The organism is Pseudomonas sp. P2S-1, from assembly GCF_057197725.1.
This window is the reverse complement of sequence record NZ_CM170068.1, coordinates 3393081-3409466: the sequence shown is the minus strand read 5'-3', so window position 1 is coordinate 3409466 and position 16386 is coordinate 3393081. Positions and strand designations below refer to the sequence as shown.

At 64.1% G+C, this 16386-nt stretch carries 13 protein-coding genes; 6 read left to right on the top strand and 7 right to left on the bottom strand.

Going from position 1 to position 16386, the window contains the following annotated elements; all coding sequences use genetic code 11:
• Positions 1-87: 87 nt before the first annotated feature.
• Genes AC2CQI_RS15005 through AC2CQI_RS14995 form a run of 3 tightly spaced genes read right to left on the bottom strand, consistent with a single transcriptional unit; the run spans position 88 to position 5825 of the window.
• A complete protein-coding gene (locus AC2CQI_RS15005) occupies positions 88-1521 on the bottom strand; it encodes an AdeC/AdeK/OprM family multidrug efflux complex outer membrane factor (RefSeq protein ID WP_484577180.1) in 1434 nt (477 codons plus the stop codon).
• On the bottom strand, positions 1518-4670 hold the full coding sequence (ttgB, locus tag AC2CQI_RS15000) for a multidrug efflux RND transporter permease subunit TtgB (protein WP_484577179.1): 3153 nt from the start codon (positions 4668-4670) through the stop codon (positions 1518-1520). Before ttgB ends, AC2CQI_RS15005 begins: the two co-directional genes overlap by 4 nt.
• A gap of 3 nt (positions 4671-4673) precedes the next feature.
• The gene (locus AC2CQI_RS14995; protein WP_484577178.1) at positions 4674-5825 is read right to left on the bottom strand and encodes an efflux RND transporter periplasmic adaptor subunit; all 1152 of its coding nucleotides are present in this window, start codon (positions 5823-5825) and stop codon (positions 4674-4676) included.
• Between the two features lie 265 nt (positions 5826-6090).
• Between AC2CQI_RS14995 and AC2CQI_RS14990 the strand changes: the two genes are divergently transcribed.
• Complete coding sequence (locus AC2CQI_RS14990; protein ID WP_484577177.1) at positions 6091-6723, top strand: TetR family transcriptional regulator; 633 nt, start codon at positions 6091-6093, stop codon at positions 6721-6723.
• Between the two features lie 157 nt (positions 6724-6880).
• A complete protein-coding gene (locus AC2CQI_RS14985; RefSeq protein ID WP_075801422.1) occupies positions 6881-7765 on the top strand; it encodes a DMT family transporter in 885 nt (294 codons plus the stop codon).
• Here the strand turns inward: AC2CQI_RS14985 and AC2CQI_RS14980 are convergent, their stop codons facing one another.
• Positions 7766-9166 carry an MDR family MFS transporter gene (locus tag AC2CQI_RS14980; protein ID WP_484580622.1) on the bottom strand — a complete coding sequence of 467 codons (1401 nt, stop codon included), beginning with the start codon at positions 9164-9166 and terminating at the stop codon, positions 7766-7768.
• A 454-nt stretch (positions 9167-9620) separates the two neighbouring features.
• On the bottom strand, positions 9621-10529 hold the full coding sequence (locus AC2CQI_RS14975) for a LysR family transcriptional regulator (protein WP_484577176.1): 909 nt from the start codon (positions 10527-10529) through the stop codon (positions 9621-9623).
• A 103-nt stretch (positions 10530-10632) separates the two neighbouring features.
• Here AC2CQI_RS14975 and AC2CQI_RS14970 point away from each other — a divergent pair, with 103 nt between their 5' ends.
• Positions 10633-11499, top strand: a complete 867-nt coding sequence (locus AC2CQI_RS14970) for an MBL fold metallo-hydrolase (RefSeq protein ID WP_484577175.1) — start codon at positions 10633-10635, stop codon at positions 11497-11499.
• A 28-nt stretch (positions 11500-11527) separates the two neighbouring features.
• Positions 11528-12142: an NAD(P)-dependent oxidoreductase gene (locus AC2CQI_RS14965; RefSeq protein WP_484577174.1), complete on the top strand. Its 615-nt coding sequence runs from the start codon at positions 11528-11530 to the stop codon at positions 12140-12142.
• Between the two features lie 100 nt (positions 12143-12242).
• Here AC2CQI_RS14965 and AC2CQI_RS14960 read toward each other — a convergent pair whose 3' ends face one another.
• Positions 12243-13115: a LysR substrate-binding domain-containing protein gene (locus AC2CQI_RS14960; RefSeq protein ID WP_484577173.1), complete on the bottom strand. Its 873-nt coding sequence runs from the start codon at positions 13113-13115 to the stop codon at positions 12243-12245.
• Between the two features lie 116 nt (positions 13116-13231).
• Here AC2CQI_RS14960 and AC2CQI_RS14955 point away from each other — a divergent pair, with 116 nt between their 5' ends.
• The gene (locus tag AC2CQI_RS14955; RefSeq protein ID WP_484577172.1) at positions 13232-14851 is read left to right on the top strand and encodes a 5-guanidino-2-oxopentanoate decarboxylase; all 1620 of its coding nucleotides are present in this window, start codon (positions 13232-13234) and stop codon (positions 14849-14851) included.
• Here the strand turns inward: AC2CQI_RS14955 and AC2CQI_RS14950 are convergent.
• Positions 14848-15747, bottom strand: a complete 900-nt coding sequence (locus AC2CQI_RS14950; RefSeq protein WP_484577171.1) for an AraC family transcriptional regulator — start codon at positions 15745-15747, stop codon at positions 14848-14850. The two genes, AC2CQI_RS14955 and AC2CQI_RS14950, sit on opposite strands and share 4 nt — an antisense overlap.
• Positions 15748-16055: 308 nt before the next feature.
• On the opposite strand from AC2CQI_RS14950, the gene AC2CQI_RS14945 reads away from it, so the two are divergent.
• The gene (locus AC2CQI_RS14945; RefSeq protein WP_075801414.1) at positions 16056-16349 is read left to right on the top strand and encodes an antibiotic biosynthesis monooxygenase family protein; all 294 of its coding nucleotides are present in this window, start codon (positions 16056-16058) and stop codon (positions 16347-16349) included.
• Positions 16350-16386 lie beyond the last annotated feature (37 nt).

Below are 16386 nucleotides of genomic sequence, written 5' to 3'. Positions count from 1 at the left end.
GCTGGCTTGCCAGCGATGAGGCCCTAAAGTGAACACCAATAAAAAAGCCCACCTGGGAGGTGGGCTCTTGTTCACAGCGCTACAGCATCAACGCGAAGCCTGGGCATCACCGGTCTTTTCATACCAGCCACCACCCAGCGCCTTGTACAGGTTCACTTCACTGACCAACTGCGACAACCGGTCGGTGATCAGCGACTGCTGGGCACTGAACAAGTTGCGCTGGGCGTCGAGGAACACCAGGTTGCTGTCGACACCAATGCGGTAGCGACGCTCGGCCAGGCGGTAGTAGTCCTGGTTGGCGGCGACCAGATCGCGCTGGGCCTGCAACTGTTCGTTGTAGGTCTGGCGTGCGGCGAGGCCATCGGAGACTTCCTGGAAGGCGGTCTGGATGGTCTTTTCGTACTTGGCGATGTTGATGTCTTTCTGGATCTTGGAGTAATCCAGGCTGGCCTTCAGCGCGCCGGCATTGAAGATCGGCAGGCTGATCGATGGCTGGAACAGCCAGGTCCCCGAACCACCCTTGAACAGGCCGTCCATGTCCGGGCTCAAGGTCCCGGCATTGGCGGTCAGGCTGATGCGCGGGAAGAACGCCGCACGGGCCGCGCCGATATTGGCGTTGGCCGCTTTCAGCAGGTGCTCGGCTTCCATGATGTCCGGACGCCGGGTCAACAGGTCCGACGGCAGGCCGGCGGGCATTTCCGAGAGCAGTTCGCTGTCCAGCGCCTTGGCCGCCGGCAGGTTCACCGGCAGGCCGGCACCGACCAGCAGGGTCAGGCTGTTCAGATCCTGGGCCACCTGGCGCTGGTACTGCGCCAGCCTGACCCGCGCGCCTTCGACGGCGGTGCGCGACTGGCTCAGGTCGAGGGCCGAAGACACGCCGACATCGGCGCTGCGCTGGGTCAGCTTGAAGCTTTCCTCGTAGGTCTTCAGGGTTTCTTCGGTCAGCTTCAGCAGGGCCTGGTCGGCCTGCCAGGTGAACCAGGCGTTGGCCACGCTGGCCACCAGGGCGATCTGCGTCGAACGGCGCGCTTCTTCACTGGACAGGTAGGTTTCCAGGGCCTGCTCGCTGAGGCTGCGCACCCGGCCGAACAGGTCCAGCTCGTAGGCGCTGACGCCCACGGTGGCCGAGTACTGGCTGGTGATACCGGAGCGGCCGGTCTGCGACATGTCCGCCGGAACCCGCTGGCGCGAACCGCTGGCGTCGGCCGTCACCGCCGGGAACAGGTCGGCACGCTGGATGCGGTACTGCGCACGGTAGGCGTCGATGTTCAGCGCCGCGACACGCAGGTCGCGGTTGTTTTCCAGCGAGCTCTGGATCAGTTGCTGCAGCGCCGGGTCATGGAAGAACTGGCGCCAGCCCTGTTCGGCCGCAGCGACCTGCGCCGACTCGGTCGGCGAGTACGCCGGACCGGCCGGCCACTGGGCCGCCACCGGCGACTCAGGGGTCTTGTACTCGGGGATCAGCGAGCAACCGCTCAGGATGAACGCAGTCACCGCCAGGGACATCAAGGACTTGGTCATTGCCCAGCCTCATAACGTGGAGTTTCAGGTGTGGCGTCTTCGTCCGGCTTCTTGCTGCCGAACCACGACGACACGCTTACGAAGAACAGCGGTACCCAGAAGATGGCCAGGATGGTCGCGGTCAGCATGCCGCCGATCACCCCGGTACCGATGGCGTGCTGGCTGCCCGAGCCCGCGCCGGTAGCGATGGCCAACGGTACCACGCCGAGGATGAACGCCAGCGAGGTCATGATGATCGGGCGCAGACGCATGCGGCAGGCCTCGATGGCCGCGTCGATCAGGCTGCGCCCCTGCTCGTGCAGTTCCTTGGCGAACTCGACGATCAGGATGGCGTTCTTCGCCGCCAGGCCGATCGTGGTCAACAGCCCCACCTGGAAGTACACGTCGTTGGACAGCCCGCGCAGGCTGGTGGCCAGCAGCGCACCGATGATCCCCAGGGGTACCACCAGCATGACCGCGATCGGAATCGACCAGCTTTCATACAGCGCCGCCAGGCAGAGGAACACCATCAGCAGCGACAGGGCGTACAGCGCCGGTGCCTGGGAGCCCGACAGGCGCTCCTCGTAGGACAGGCCAGTCCAGGAGTAACCGATACCCGACGGCAGTTGCGCGATCAGGCGCTCGACCTCGGCCATGGCTTCACCGGTACTGTAGCCGGGGGCCGGGGCACCGAGGATTTCCACCGCTTCGACGCCGTTGTAGCGCGACAGCTTGGGCGAACCGTAGATCCACTCGCCATGGGCGAAGGAGGAGAACGGCACCATCTCGCCGGCGGCGTTGCGCACGTACCACTTCTGCAGGTCTTCCGGGCTCATCCGCGACGAGGCTTCGCCCTGGATGTAGACCTTCTTGACCCGGCCACGGTCGATGAAGTCGTTGACGTAGCTGGCACCCAGGGCAATCGACAGGGTGTTGTTGATATCGGCGATGGTCACGCCCAGGGCACTGGCGCGCTCGTCGTCGACGGTCAACTGGTACTGAGGCTCGTCGTTCAGGCCGTTCGGACGGACTGCCGAGAGGATCTTGCTCTGCGCCGCCAGGCCGAGGAACTGGTTGCGCGCTTCCATCAGCTTGTTGTGGCCGACGCCGGCACGGTCCTGCAGGAACACGTCGAAACCGGTGGCGTTACCCAGTTCCAGTACCGCAGGCGGGGCGAAGGCGAACACCATGGCGTCGCGGAAGCTGAAGAAGTGCTGCTGGGCCCGCGCTGCCAGGTTGAACACGCTGTTCTCGGCGGAACGCTCGCCCCACGGCTTGAGCATGATGAACGCCATGCCCGAGCTCTGGCCGCGGCCGGCGAAGTTGAAGCCGGTCACGGTGAACACGGAGGCCACGGTGTCGGCTTCCTTGTCCAGCAGGTACTCGCGCATCTGGTCGACCACCACCTGGGTGCGTTCGGCACTGGAGCCGGCCGGGGTCTGCACCTGGGCGAAGAGTACGCCCTGGTCTTCCTCGGGCAGGAACGCAGTGGGGATGCGGGTGAACAGCCAGATCATGCCGACCACGATCAGCAGGTACGCCAGCAGGTACGGGGCCTTGTGCCGCAGCATATTGCCGACGCCGCGCTCGTAGCTCTGTACGCTGCGGTCGAAGTTGCGGTTGAACCAGCCGAAGAACCCGCGCTTGGCGGTGTGGTGCTCGCCTTGCTTGAGCGGCTTGAGCATGGTCGCGCACAGGGCCGGGGTGAAGATCAGTGCTACCAGCACCGACAGGGCCATGGCCGAGACGATGGTGATGGAGAACTGTTTGTAGATCACACCGGTGGAGCCGCCGAAGAAGGCCATCGGCAGGAGTACCGCCGAGAGCACCAGGGCGATACCGACCAGGGCACCCTGGATCTGGCCCATGGATTTCCTGGTCGCTTCCTTCGGTGACAGCCCTTCCTCGGACATCACCCGCTCGACGTTTTCCACCACGACGATGGCGTCGTCCACCAATAGACCGATGGCCAGGACCATGCCGAACATGGTCAGGGTGTTGATGCTGAAGCCGAATGCCGCAAGGATGCCGAAGGTACCCAGCAACACCACCGGCACGGTCATGGTGGTGATCACCGTGGCGCGGAAGTTCTGCAGGAACAGGTACATCACCAGGAACACCAGGACGATCGCTTCGATCAGGGTGTGGATTACACCGCTGATGGACTCGGTCACCACCGGGGTGGTGTCGTACGGGAACACCGCTTTCATGCCAGGCGGGAAGAACGGCTCCAGGTCGGAGATGGTCTTGCGCAGGGCCTTGGCGGTATCCAGGGCGTTGGCGCCGGTGGCCAGTTTCACTGCCAGGCCGGAAGCCGGCTTGCCGTTGAACTGGGCACTGACCGCGTAGTTTTCACCACCCAGGCCAACCCGGGCGACGTCACCCAGGCGTACTTGCGAACCGTCCTGGTTGACCTTGAGCAGGATTTTCTCGAACTGCTCGGCGGTCTGCAGGCGGGTCTTGCCGATGATGGTAGCGTTCAGTTGCTGGCCGGGCAGGGCAGGCAGGCCGCCGAGCTGGCCGGAAGACACCTGGACGTTCTGCGCGGCAACCGCGGTTTTCACGTCGACCGGGGTCAGCTGGAATTTGTTCAGCTTGGCCGGGTCGAGCCAGATGCGCATCGCGTACTGGGCACCGAAGACCTGGAAGTCACCGACACCGGCGGTGCGCGAGATCGGGTCCTGCATGTTGGAGACGATGTAGTTGGCCAGGTCGTCCTTGGTCATGCTGCCGTCTTCCGACACCAGGCCGATTACCAGCAGGAAGTTCTTCACCGCCTTGGTCACGCGGATACCCTGCTGCTGCACTTCTTGCGGCAGCAGCGGGGTGGCCAGGTTCAGCTTGTTCTGCACCTGGACCTGGGCGGTGTCGGGGTTGGTACCCTGCTCGAAGGTCGCGGTAATGGTCATGCTGCCGTCGGAGTTACTTTCCGACGACACATAGCGCAGGTTGTCGATACCGTTGAGCTGCTGCTCGATCACCTGGACCACGGTGTCCTGCACGGTCTGCGCCGAGGCGCCCGGGTAGGTCACGGCAATCGCGATCGCCGGCGGGGCGATGCTCGGGTACTGGTTGATTGGCAACTTGAGGATCGACAACGCCCCGACCAGCATGATCACCAGGGCGATCACCCAGGCGAAGATCGGGCGATCGATAAAGAATCTCGACATGGTTTACTCCCCTTTGGCCCCTGCGCTCGCGGCACTGGCCTGGGTTGGCTGGGCAGGCTTGACGTTGGTCGCTTCGCTGACCTTCACCTCGACGCCTGGCTTGACGTACTGCAGGCCTTCGGTGATCAGACGGTCACCGGCATTCAGGCCTTCCTCGATCAGCCAATCGTTGCCGACGGTACGGCTGGCCTTGAGCTGGCGCAGCTCGACCTTGTTGTCCTGGTTCACCACCAGGGCGGTGGCCTGGCCCTTGAGGTCGCGGGTCACGCCTTGTTGCGGGGCGAGGATCGCGGTCTCGTTGACGCCGTTGTTCAGGCGGGCGTGGACGAACATGCCGGGCAGCAGGTTGTGCTCAGGGTTGGGGAATACGGCACGCAGGGTGACGGAACCGGTGGTTTCATCGACCGACACTTCCGAGAATTCCAGACGGCCTTTCTGAGCGTAGTTGCTGCCATCTTCCAGTTTCAGGCTGACTTCGGCGGCGTTGTCGCCAACCTTCTTCAGCTTGCCGCTCTCCAGCTCGCGACGCAGCTTGAGCAGCTCGGCGGAGGACTGGGTGACGTCGACGTAGATCGGGTCGAGCTGCTGGATGGTGGCCATGGCGGTGGCCTGGCCGTTGCTGACCAAGGCGCCTTCGGTGACCGCGGAACGGCCGATACGGCCGCTGATCGGGGCGAGGACCTTGGTGTAGCGCAGGTCGATCTGTGCGCTCTTCAGCGTGGCTTCGGCCTGCAAACGTTTGGCCTGGGCGTCGTCGTATTCCTGGCGGCTGACGGCTTGCTCGTTGACCAGTTGCTTGTAGCGGTCGGACAGCGAGCGGGTCGATTGCAGATTGGCCTGGGCGCTGGCCAAGGTCGCTTCATAGACCGACGGGTCGATCTGATAGAGCTGCTGGCCTTCCTTGACCTCGGAGCCTTCCTTGAACAGGCGCTTGAGGATGATGCCGTTGACCTGTGGACGCACTTCCGCCACCCGGTACGCGATGGTGCGACCCGGCAGATCGGAAACGAGGGTGTAGGCCTGGGGCTGGAGGGTCACGACGCCGACCTGAGGAGCCTGCGCCACGGGCGCCGCCTCTTCCTTTTTACAGCCGCTGAGCAGTGTTGCCAGGGCGACGGCGGAAACCAGAGCGGTAACAGCTGGCTTGAGTTGCATGAAGATCCTCGGGTCAGAAAGAGCTGAAGACGCTCAAGAGTAAAGGAAAACGGATTAAGGAAAATTAACAGGTCCGGCTAGATAAGTAGCATGCTAAGGAATATACTTACATTCATGCTTGTTTGTAAATACCCGCTACCTTGTAAAAAGCACGCTGCAAGGCGCGAAACCAGAACTCCCGGAAGGCGACCTGACCCAGGCCGCCGCCGCTCAGAACCCGGTCACCCGACGCAGGCGACCGGCTCCTTGATGAGGTTGTACTGCCATGGTCCGTCGAACCAAAGAGGAAGCACAGGAAACCCGTAACCAGATTCTCGAAGCTGCGGAAAAGGCCTTCTATAAGCGAGGGATCGCCCGTACCACGCTGGCGGATATCGCCGAGCTGGCCGGGGTGACCCGGGGCGCCATCTACTGGCATTTCGATAACAAGGCCGAACTGGTCGAGGCCCTGCTCGACAGCATGCAGGAGCCGCTGGATGCCCTGGCCCGTGCCAGCGAAAGCGAGGAAGAGCCCGACCCGCTGGGCTGCATGCGCAAACTGCTGGTGCAACTGATGCGCCAGATGGCCAGTGACCCGAAAACCCGGCGCATCAACGAAATTCTTCATCACAAGTGCGAATTCACCGATGAAATGTGCGAGATCCGCGTCCAGCGGCAGACCGCGACCATCGATTGCCATGAGCGCATCACCCGTACCCTGAGCAACGCCATCAATCGCGGGCAACTGCCGGCGGATACCGATCCGCAGCGGGCGGCGCTGGCGATGTTCGCTTACATCGACGGTCTGATCCGGCGCTGGCTGCTGCTGCCGGACAGCTTCGACCTGCTCGGTGATGCCGAGCGCTGGATCGATGCGGGGCTGGACATGCTGCGCTTGAGCCCCTCCCTGCGCAATTGAGGTTTTGTGAGCATTTGTGAATCTTTGTATTTGCAGATTCGATTGGTAGTGTAGGACGCCGGCCTGAGTCACACTCAGACCGGCGTCATTATTATGTAGGCTCAGGTCCATCTGGATACTTAGCTGGCTAATTAAATTTTCTTCATCGAGTCCGGACATGACCGCGCAGACCCCGACAATGAAAGGCGCCGATCAACCACTGCGGGGGATCGCCCTGATCTGTCTGGCGGTGCTGCTGTTTGCCAGCCACGACGCCCTGTCCAAATACCTGTCGGGGTTCTACGCCATCGTCATGGTGGTATGGGCGCGCTATGTGGTGCACACCTTGCTGATGCTGGTGGTCTTCGTGCCACGCACCGGGCTCTCGGCCATCGTCCGCACCCGCAGGCCGCTGTTGCAACTGGCCCGGGCGCTGTGCCTGATCGGTACCAGCCTGCTGTTTACCACCGGGTTGCGCTATATCCCGCTGGCCGAGGCCACGGCGGTCAACTTCCTCGCGCCCTTGCTGGTGACCGCGTTGTCGGTGCCGCTGCTCGGCGAGCGGGTCACGCGGGGGCAATGGCTGGCAGTGACGGCGGGCTTTATCGGCGTGCTGATCGTGATCCGCCCGGGCGGTGCGCTGTTCACCCCGGCGATCCTCCTGCCGCTGGGCTCGGCCTTCTGCTTCGGCTGCTACCAGTTGCTCACCCGCAAGCTCAGCGCCACCGACAGCCCGACCACCAGCAACTTCCTCACCGGCATCTTCAACAGCCTGATCATGACCGCCCTGGTGCCGTTCTTCTGGACCCTGCCGAGCTTCACCCATGGCCTGTTCATGGTCGGTCTGGGCACCTGCGGCATGCTCGGCCACCTGCTCCTGACTTCGGCGTTCAAGCACGCGGCGCCAGCAATGCTGGCTCCGTTCAGTTATGGACAGATCCTCTTCGCCGGGATGTTCGGCTACCTGATCTTCGACCACGCACCGGATATCTACGGCGTGGTCGGCATCTCCATCATCTGCCTCAGCGGCCTGGCCGTGGCCTGGGTGCAGCGCCGGCGCTGATCAGTGCCCGCGCAGTTCGCGGTTGGGCAGGGCCAGGGCGGCGGCCAGGCCCAGCAGCGAAATCGAAGCGCTGCCCAACAGCAGGTTGCGGAAGGTCACCGACAGTTCGGCCTGGACCTGCAGACTCGCCTCGCCAGTCCGCAGACTGCCCAGCAATGCCTCACCTGCCAGCGCATAACCACCGTCCTGCAGCATCGCCAGCAGCAAGGCCGACATCAGCGCCACGCCCATCGCGCCGCCGAGTGAGCGGAACAGGTTGGTGGTGCTGGTGGCGACGCCGATGTCCTGCGGCTGTACCGAACTCTGGGCAGCCACCAGCGAGGTCGGGAATTGGGTACCGCCGGCGATACCGGTCAGCAACATGAAGAAGCCGCTGAGGAAAGTGGCGGAGGGCGGGCTGAAGGCCATGCCGATGATCGACAGCGGCATCAGCACGCTGCCGAACAGGATCTGCGGCTTGAAGCGCCCGGTCAGGTTGGTCAGGCGCCCGGCGCAATAGGCACCGATCGGCAGGCCCATGGCCAGTGGCAGCAGGTGCAGCGCCGCGCTGTCGGCCCCGGCGCCGGTGATGCTCTGGTAGCGCAGGGGCATCAGCATGGTCAGGGAGATGGCCTGGAAGCTGGTGAAGAAGATCGCGCACCAGCACAGCACCGCCACCCGGTTGCGGAACAGCTTCAGCGGCAGCAACGGTTCGGGGGCACGGCGTTCATAAAGGACGAACAGGACCAGGCCGAACAGCGCCGCGCCCATCAATGCCAGCACCGATTCGCTGTGCCAGGCGTGGCCTTGGCCGATCAGGGTGATGGCCAGCAGCAGGCTGGTCAGGCCGAGGATCAGCAGCAGGGCGCCGGGGTAATCCACCTTCGCCGCCCGTTGTGGCGTGGCCAGGCCGCGCAGGCTGTTGCGCGTCACCCACCAGGCGACCAGGCCCAGCGGCAGGTTCAGCCAGAACACCCAACGCCACGACATATATTCGGTCAGCAAGCCGCCGAGCACCGGCCCGATCACGCTGGCGGCGGCGTACATGCTGCTGAAATAGCCCTGGTAGCGCCCGCGTTCCCGGGGTGGCACCAGGTCGCCGAGGATCGCCTGGCTCACCGAGACCATGCCGCCGGCGCCGATGCCCTGGATCACCCGGGCCAGCACCAGTTGCTCCATGTTCTGGGCCAGGGCGCAGAACACCGAGGCCAGGGTGAAGATCGCCGTGCCGCTGAGGATCATCCGGCGGCGGCCATAGAGGTCGCCGAGCTTGCCGTAGATCGGCGTGGCCACGGTCATCGCCACCATGTAGCCGGAGATCACCCAGGCCAGCAGGCCGACATCGTTGAACTGCGCGGAGATCGCCGGCATGGACACGGCGATGATGGTCTGGTCGAGGGCACCGAGGAAAATCGCCAGCATCAGGGCGACGAGCACGGTGCGGATGGCGGGTTGCGGGAGGGCGTTGGGTAGGGTCACGGTGGGGCTCGGATGTTTTTTCAAACGAGTTTAACCGATAGCTTGCTAAGCGTCTTTGTATGAGGGGGAGTTCTTTCGGGCCCCATCGCTGGCAAGCCAGCTCCCACAGGGTCTTGCAGCCCCGCGGACACTGTGGGAGCTGGCTTGCCAGCGATGGGGCCGGTACAGGCAACCTTTATCTCAAGGCACTAAGCGTCGCCGTATGCGGCACACAATGAACCAGCGAACAACTCGCTGCCGACCAGGGCTGGTTCCTTGCCTGCTCGACCCGCCAGGCAGCTGTCGCATAAAGCCCCATGACCGCAACGATGGCGAAGACGACCGCGCATTTCCTGGATTTGACACCCATGATGCTGACCTCCCGCAACCGATACATCCTGCTACAAGCTTAGTCCACCTACGGCAGGTCGCGATCCCATTCCGGCGGATCGGTAAAACGTTCGGCCAGGAAATCCAGCATGCTGCGCAGGGTCGCCGGCATGTGCTTGCGCGAGGTGTACACGGCATTCAGGTTCAGGGTCCTGGGCCGGGCCTGTGGCAGCAAGCGCACCAGCTCGCCACTGCGCAACGGCCGGTGCGCCAGGTAGGTCGGCAGCATGGCGATGCCGGCGCCAGCCAGGGCCGCCTGTTGCAGGGTAAGGGCCTCGTTGGCGCTGATATTGCCGTGGATCGGCACCGACACGCTTTCCCCGTCCACCTCGAAATGCCAGAGGCTATGGCCGAAATAGGAGTGGGTCAGGCAGTTGTGCTGGCTCAGGTCCTGCACCACCTGCGGCGTCGGGTGCACGCGCAGGTAGGCCGGCGAGGCGCAGATCACCGAGTGGCAGACGCTCAGGCGCCGGGCGATCAGGTTGGGATCGATATCGTTGCTGGTGCGGATCGCCAGGTCGATGCGCTCGTCCACCAGGTTGACGGTGCGGTCGAGCATCTGCAGGTCGACCTTCACCTGCGGATAGCGCAGGACGTACTCGGTGATCGCCTCCAGCAACTGCGCCTGGCCGAACGAGGTACTCACGCTGATGCGCAGCTCGCCCCGCGGCGCCTGGTCCGGGGTGGTCACGGCGGCTTGCAGGTCGCCGGCCAGTTCCAGCATCTGCCGGCAGCGCGGCAGGGTTTCCTTGCCGGCGGCGGTCAGGCTCAGCTTGCGCGTGGTGCGCTGCATCAGGCGGGCGCCGACCCAGTTCTCCAGATCGGCCAGATAACGCGACACCACCGGGCGCGACAGGTCCAGATGCTCGGCAGCGGCCGACTGGCTGCCGAGATCGACAACGGTGACGAAGACCCGCATGGCGGTAAGACGGTCCATGGATATGTCCGGTTTCAGAAACAAACTATGCTGAAGAATCGCATTTTTTGCGCCGGATCGCGCAACTAAGCTGTGGGCATTCGTCTTCCACAGGATTCAGCCGATGCGTCGTCTCTTTCTCGCTTTCATCGCACTGCTCTGCTTCAACACCGCCATGGCCGCCAATGCGCCGCTGCAACTCACGACCTACCACCCCGGCACCGAGGCGATCTTCCCGGTCAGTTCGGTGATCGTCAGCGGCAAGCACGATGCCATCCTGGTCGATGCCCAGTTCGGCAAGGCCCAGGCGCAGCAGTTGGTCGACAAGCTCAAGGCCAGTGGCAAGCACCTCACCACTATCTATATCAGCCACGGTGATCCGGACTACTACTTCGGCCTCGACACCCTGCTGCGGGCATACCCGGATGTGAAGGTGGTGGCCACCGCACCGACTGTCGCGCATATCAAGCAGACCATGGACGCCAAGCTCGCCTACTGGGGCCCGCAGATGGGCGCCGACCAGCCGCAGCGCCTGGTCCTGCCACAGGTGCTGGAAGGCGACCACCTGACCCTCGAAGGCCAGGTCTTGCAGATCGTCGGCCTCGACGGCCCGCAGCCGGACCGCACCTTCGTCTGGATTCCATCGATCAAGGCCGTGGTCGGCGGGATCCTGGTTTCGGAAAACCAGCATGTATGGATGGCCGACACCCAGGGCAAGCAGTCCCATGCCGACTGGCTGGTGGGCCTGAAGCGTATCGAAGACCTCAAGCCGGCCACCGTGATTCCCGGCCACACCCTCGGCACGGCCAGTGGCTCGCTGGCGGCGGTGCGCTTTACTGCTGACTACATCCGCGCCTTCGATCAGGAAAGTGCCCGTGCCGCCAACTCGGCCGAACTGATCGCGGCGATGAAAAAGCGTTACCCGGGCCTGGCCGACGAAAGCTCCCTGGAGCTCGGCGCCAAGGTCGACAAGGGCGAAATGAAATGGTGAGTCGTTCAATTCCTATCGGAGGTTTGTCATGAGCAAGATCGCAATCATCGGGGCTACCGGCCGTGCTGGCAGCCAGTTGCTGGAAGAAGCCCTGCGTCGTGGGCACAGCGTGACCGCCATCGCCCGGGATCCGGCGAAGTTGCAGGGGCGGGCCGGGGTGACGCCGGTGGCGCTGGATATCAAGGATGGCGCTGCGCTGGCCAAGGCTCTGGCGGGGCACGATGTGGTCCTGAGTGCTGCGCATTTCTCCGGGATTCCGGCGCAGACCCTGCTGGACCCGGCCAAGCAGGCCGGGGTCCAGCGTGTGCTGGTGGTGGGCGGTGCGGGCAGCCTGCTGCTGCCGGACGACTCGCGGGTGATCGACAGCCCGGACTTCCCCGAGGCGTACAAGGCCGAGGCCAGTGCTGGCGCTGCTTACCTTGATGCTTTGAAGCAGGAGAAAGAACTGGACTGGACCTTCCTTTCGCCGTCGGCTGAATTTGTCGAAGGGCCGCGCACCGGGTCGTACACGCTGGGCAAGGATCATCTGCTGATCGGTGCCGATGGCAAGAGCTGGATCACCTTTGCCGATTATGCGATCGCCTTGCTGGATGAGGTTGAGCAGCCGAAGCATTCGCGGCAGCGGTTCACTGTGGGTTATTGATTGACCTTTCGGGCCTATCGCTGGCAAGCCAGCTCCCACAGGTTCAGCGGTGCACGCGGACCCTGTGGGAGCTGGCTTGCCAGCGATGAGGCCCGAAAGATCACCGCCTATTGGCCTGCTCCCCCAACCACTCAACCAGCTCCACCAACCCCGGCGCCGCCATCTTCCCGGGCCTCGCCAGGTAATACCCCTTCCCCGTAGCCACCCTCAACCCAAACGGCATCACCAACCTGCCGGTCACCAGATCATCCCCGATCAACGCCCAGTCCCCGATCGCCACTCCGGTCCCTTGCGAGGCCATGGCCATCGCCATATCCAGCGTCTCGAAATGCTGGCGCCGGCCCTGAATCTCCAGCCCGCTTCCGGCCGCCTCCAGCCAGGTCCGCCAGTCCCGCTCGTCCCGGGCCGGATGCAGGAGCATATGCCCGGCCAGATCCGCCACCTCGCGCAACGCCGCCTTGCCGGCCAGCAACTGCGGCGAACACACTGGCGTCAGTTGCTCATCGAACAGTTTCAGCGCCTCACCTTCCGGCTCGGCGCCGTACACCACCGCCGCGTCGAAACCTTCACGACGAAAATCCACGCCATGCTGGATGGTCGTGGTCAGTTCCACCGGCACATCCGGGCGCAGCGCCTGCCACTCCATCAGCCGTGGCAGCAGCCAGCGCATGACGCAGGTCGGCGCCTTCAACTGCAAGGTGCCGCGGGGTGCACCGATCTGCTGCACGCCATCCTCGATCAGGCCGAACACCTGCTGCACCCGTGGCAGCCATTCCTGGCCTTCAGGGGTCAGGCTCAAGCCCCGGGCCTGGCGGATGAACAGCGGATAACCGAGATGCTCTTCCAGCCCGGCGATCTGCCGGCTCACCGCACCCTGGGTCAGGTGCAACTGCTGGGCGGCACGGGTGAAATTGCAGCACTGGGCGGTAATCAGGAAGGTATGCAGGGCGGGCAGGGGCGGAAGTCGTTTCATCGGGATAAGCCATGAGCTGGGTGCATGGCTAGTATGAGGAACTTTGCCTTGTGCCGGTAGCCGCCCGGCGGTCCAATGAGCTCTTGTTCCAATGACAAGACAACAGGTGAACGAACATGGCAACGTGCGGCGAAGTGCTGGTAAAACTCCTCGAAAACTACGGCGTGGACCATGTGTTCGGCATTCCCGGCGTGCACACCGTGGAGCTTTATCGCGGCCTTGCGGCGTCGAGCATCCGCCATATCACCCCGCGCCACGAGCAAGGCGCCGGCTTCATGGCTGACGGTTACTCGCGCACCCGGGGCAAACCCGGCGTGTGCTTCATCATCACCGGCCCGGGCATGACCAACATCACCACCGCCATGGGCCAGGCCTACGCCGACTCGATCCCGATGCTGGTGATCTCCAGCGTGCAGTCGCGCAATGCCCTGGGTGGCGGGCGCGGCAAGCTGCATGAACTACCGAACCAGAGCCAACTGGTGTCCGGCGTTGCGGCCTTCTCCCATACCCTGATGTCCGCCGATGACCTGCCGGAGGTCCTGGCCCGTGCCTTCGCCGTGTTCGACGGCGCCCGTCCGCGCCCAGTGCATATCGAGATTCCGCTGGACGTGATCGTCGAGGAAGCCGGTCACCTGCTGAACAGCGAGCCAGTGCGTGTCGATCGCGCCGCCGCTGCCCCGGCCACTGCGGCGAAGATGGCGGCCATGCTCGCCGGTGCCCGTCGCCCGCTGATCCTCGCCGGTGGCGGTGCCATCGACGCCAGCGCCGCGTTGACCCGTCTGGCCGAATACCTCCAGGCACCCACCGCGCTGACCATCAATGCCAAGGGCATGCTGCCGTCCAGCCACCCGCTGTTGATCGGCTCGACCCAGACCCTGGTCGCCACTCGCGAACTGGTGTGCGAGGCCGACGTGATCCTGGCCATCGGCACCGAGCTGGCCGAGACCGACTACGACGTCACCTTCAAGGGTGGTTTCGAAATCCCCGGTACCCTGCTGCGCATCGACATCGATCCGGACCAGACCGTGCGCAACTACCCGCCGAAGCTGGCCCTGGTCGCCGACGCCAACTACGCCTGTGACGCGCTGCTCCACGCCCTGGCCGAGCAACCGTCGCCGGTACGAGCCGGCGACTGGGGCCCGGCTCGCGCGGCTCGTCTGCGGGAAACCCTCGCTGCCCAGTGGGATGACGCGGCGAATGCCCAGACCCTGTTCCTCAATACCATTCTCGAAGCCCTGCCGAACGCGGTGCTGGTGGGCGACTCGACCCAGCCGGTCTACACCGGCAACCTGACCCTCGACCTGGATCACCCGCGCCGCTGGTTCAACGCGTCAACCGGCTACGGCACCCTCGGCTACGCCCTGCCGGCAGCCATGGGCGCCTGGCTGGGCAGCGGTCTGCCGTCGGTATGCCTGATCGGTGATGGCGGCATCCAGTTCACCCTGCCGGAACTGGCCAGTGCCGTGGAAGCGCGGGTGCCGCTGATCGTCCTGCTGTGGAACAACCAGGGCTACGAAGAGATCAAGCGCTACATGGTCAACCGCGATATCGAGCCGGTGGGCGTGGATATCCACACGCCGGACTTCGTCACCATCGCCAAGGGCTTTGGTTGTGCAGCTGAAGCGGTGCATGAGGTGGAGGCCCTCAAGGCGGCGCTGCTCGCGGCGGCCGGTCGCCAGGGCCCGACGCTGATCGAGATCGACCAGCGCCGCTGGAGCGAAACAGTCCTGGCTTAAATCGCGTTGCGCAGGCGCGCCATGTCCCGCAACGGGGGCGCGCCATACAGCCGGCTGTATTCGCGGCTGAACTGCGACGGGCTTTCATAGCCGACCCGATACCCCGCCACCGCTGCCTCCAGGCCGTCGTTGAGCATCAAGCGACGGGCTTCCTGGAGGCGCAGCTGTTTCTGATACTGCAACGGGCTCATGGACGTGACCGACTTGAAGCGGTGATGCAGGGCCGAGACGCTGAGGTTCACCTCTTTCGCCAGATCCTCGATGCGCAGCGGCTTGTCGTAATAGTCGTTGAGCCACTGGATCGCCTGGCAGACCCGGTGGGTCTGACTGTTGGCCATGGCGATCTCGTACAGCCGATGGCCCTGTTTCCCACGTAGCAGGCGATAGAGGATTTCCCGGCGGATCAACGGTGCCAGCACCGGGATGTCCTTCGGTGTATCCAGCAGGCGGATCAGCCGAATCAGTGCATCGAGCAGCGCCAGGTCGAGGCGCTCGACGAATAGCCCGCGCTCGGACGCAGCCGGCACGCCCATGGGCCCGGCATCGGCGATCAGGTTATTGATTTCCGCCGGATCGATATCCAGGCGAATGCCCAGGCTCGGGTTCTCCGGGCTGGCGTCCAGGTACACGCCGCTGATCGGCATCGCCACCGAGACCACCATGTAGTGCAGCGGGTCGTAGACATAGCGCTCGTCGCCCAGGTGCACGGCCTTGCTGCCCTGGGCCAGGATGCACAGGGCCGGGCTGGCCAGGGTCGGCATGGAGCGGATGTTTTCTTCGTGGCGGACGAGGAACAGGCCAGTGATCGCCGGCGAATCGCCATGCCGGCGGACCAGGTCGGCAAGGGCCTCGCGCAGGGCTTCGAGGGCGGGGTCGAGCGGTTCGGCGGATGACATGGATGAGGTTCCTCCTGCAGGATTTTCGCAGCATAGGTTTGTGCAAGTCCTGGCGCTAGCCGAAAGCTGTCGGGTTCTTGCACGATCCTGCTGTGCATGCCGGGCTGTCACCAAATTGAAGCGATTGCACTTGCCCGAAGCGGATTGGAGGGTGAACTGCGGTTTTCAGTGTGTGCAGGGCAGGGCCGGAGGAGCTGTGCAGGATCAGGCAATTTGCCGACAGCATTCGTCTAACGTCGCTGGCGGTCGGCTGGCTAATCTTGGCAGCCTGGCAGTTTTCCTCTGACCGCTTTAAAGGAGCACCGCACATGACAACATCACAACCGGTCAGCCATCTCTCCTTCGTGCGCGCCAGCGCTGGCCGTTCCGCCGAGCTGGGCGAGCGCCTGCAACAACTTCGCGAGCCGACCCGCAACACCCCGGGTTGCCTCGGCTTCAGCCTGCAACGTTCGGCGTTCGACAGCCAGCTCTGGCTGCTCAGCAGTCACTGGCAGGACCAGTCGGCGATGAACGACTACTTCCATTCGCCGAGCCTGCAATTGTTTGGCGAACTGGTGCAGGCGCGGGTGCTGGCTAGCCTCGATCTGCACACCTTCGGCTAGAATGGCGGCCTTTTTCGCAATCTTCCGGATGTAACGA

Excerpts from the sequence above, each read along its gene's own strand:
- AC2CQI_RS15005 (WP_484577180.1), bottom strand. The coding sequence starts at position 1,521 with ATGACCAAGTCCTTGATGTCCCTGGCGGTGACTGCGTTCATCCTGAGC.
- ttgB (WP_484577179.1), bottom strand. The coding sequence starts at position 4,670 with ATGTCGAGATTCTTTATCGATCGCCCGATCTTCGCCTGGGTGATCGCC.
- AC2CQI_RS14995 (WP_484577178.1), bottom strand. The coding sequence starts at position 5,825 with ATGCAACTCAAGCCAGCTGTTACCGCTCTGGTTTCCGCCGTCGCCCTG.
- AC2CQI_RS14990 (WP_484577177.1), top strand. The coding sequence starts at position 6,091 with ATGGTCCGTCGAACCAAAGAGGAAGCACAGGAAACCCGTAACCAGATT.
- AC2CQI_RS14985 (WP_075801422.1), top strand. The coding sequence starts at position 6,881 with ATGACCGCGCAGACCCCGACAATGAAAGGCGCCGATCAACCACTGCGG.
- AC2CQI_RS14980 (WP_484580622.1), bottom strand. The coding sequence starts at position 9,166 with ATGCTGGCGATTTTCCTCGGTGCCCTCGACCAGACCATCATCGCCGTG.
- AC2CQI_RS14975 (WP_484577176.1), bottom strand. The coding sequence starts at position 10,529 with ATGGACCGTCTTACCGCCATGCGGGTCTTCGTCACCGTTGTCGATCTC.
- AC2CQI_RS14970 (WP_484577175.1), top strand. The coding sequence starts at position 10,633 with ATGCGTCGTCTCTTTCTCGCTTTCATCGCACTGCTCTGCTTCAACACC.
- AC2CQI_RS14965 (WP_484577174.1), top strand. The coding sequence starts at position 11,528 with ATGAGCAAGATCGCAATCATCGGGGCTACCGGCCGTGCTGGCAGCCAG.
- AC2CQI_RS14960 (WP_484577173.1), bottom strand. The coding sequence starts at position 13,115 with ATGAAACGACTTCCGCCCCTGCCCGCCCTGCATACCTTCCTGATTACC.
- AC2CQI_RS14955 (WP_484577172.1), top strand. The coding sequence starts at position 13,232 with ATGGCAACGTGCGGCGAAGTGCTGGTAAAACTCCTCGAAAACTACGGC.
- AC2CQI_RS14950 (WP_484577171.1), bottom strand. The coding sequence starts at position 15,747 with ATGTCATCCGCCGAACCGCTCGACCCCGCCCTCGAAGCCCTGCGCGAG.
- AC2CQI_RS14945 (WP_075801414.1), top strand. The coding sequence starts at position 16,056 with ATGACAACATCACAACCGGTCAGCCATCTCTCCTTCGTGCGCGCCAGC.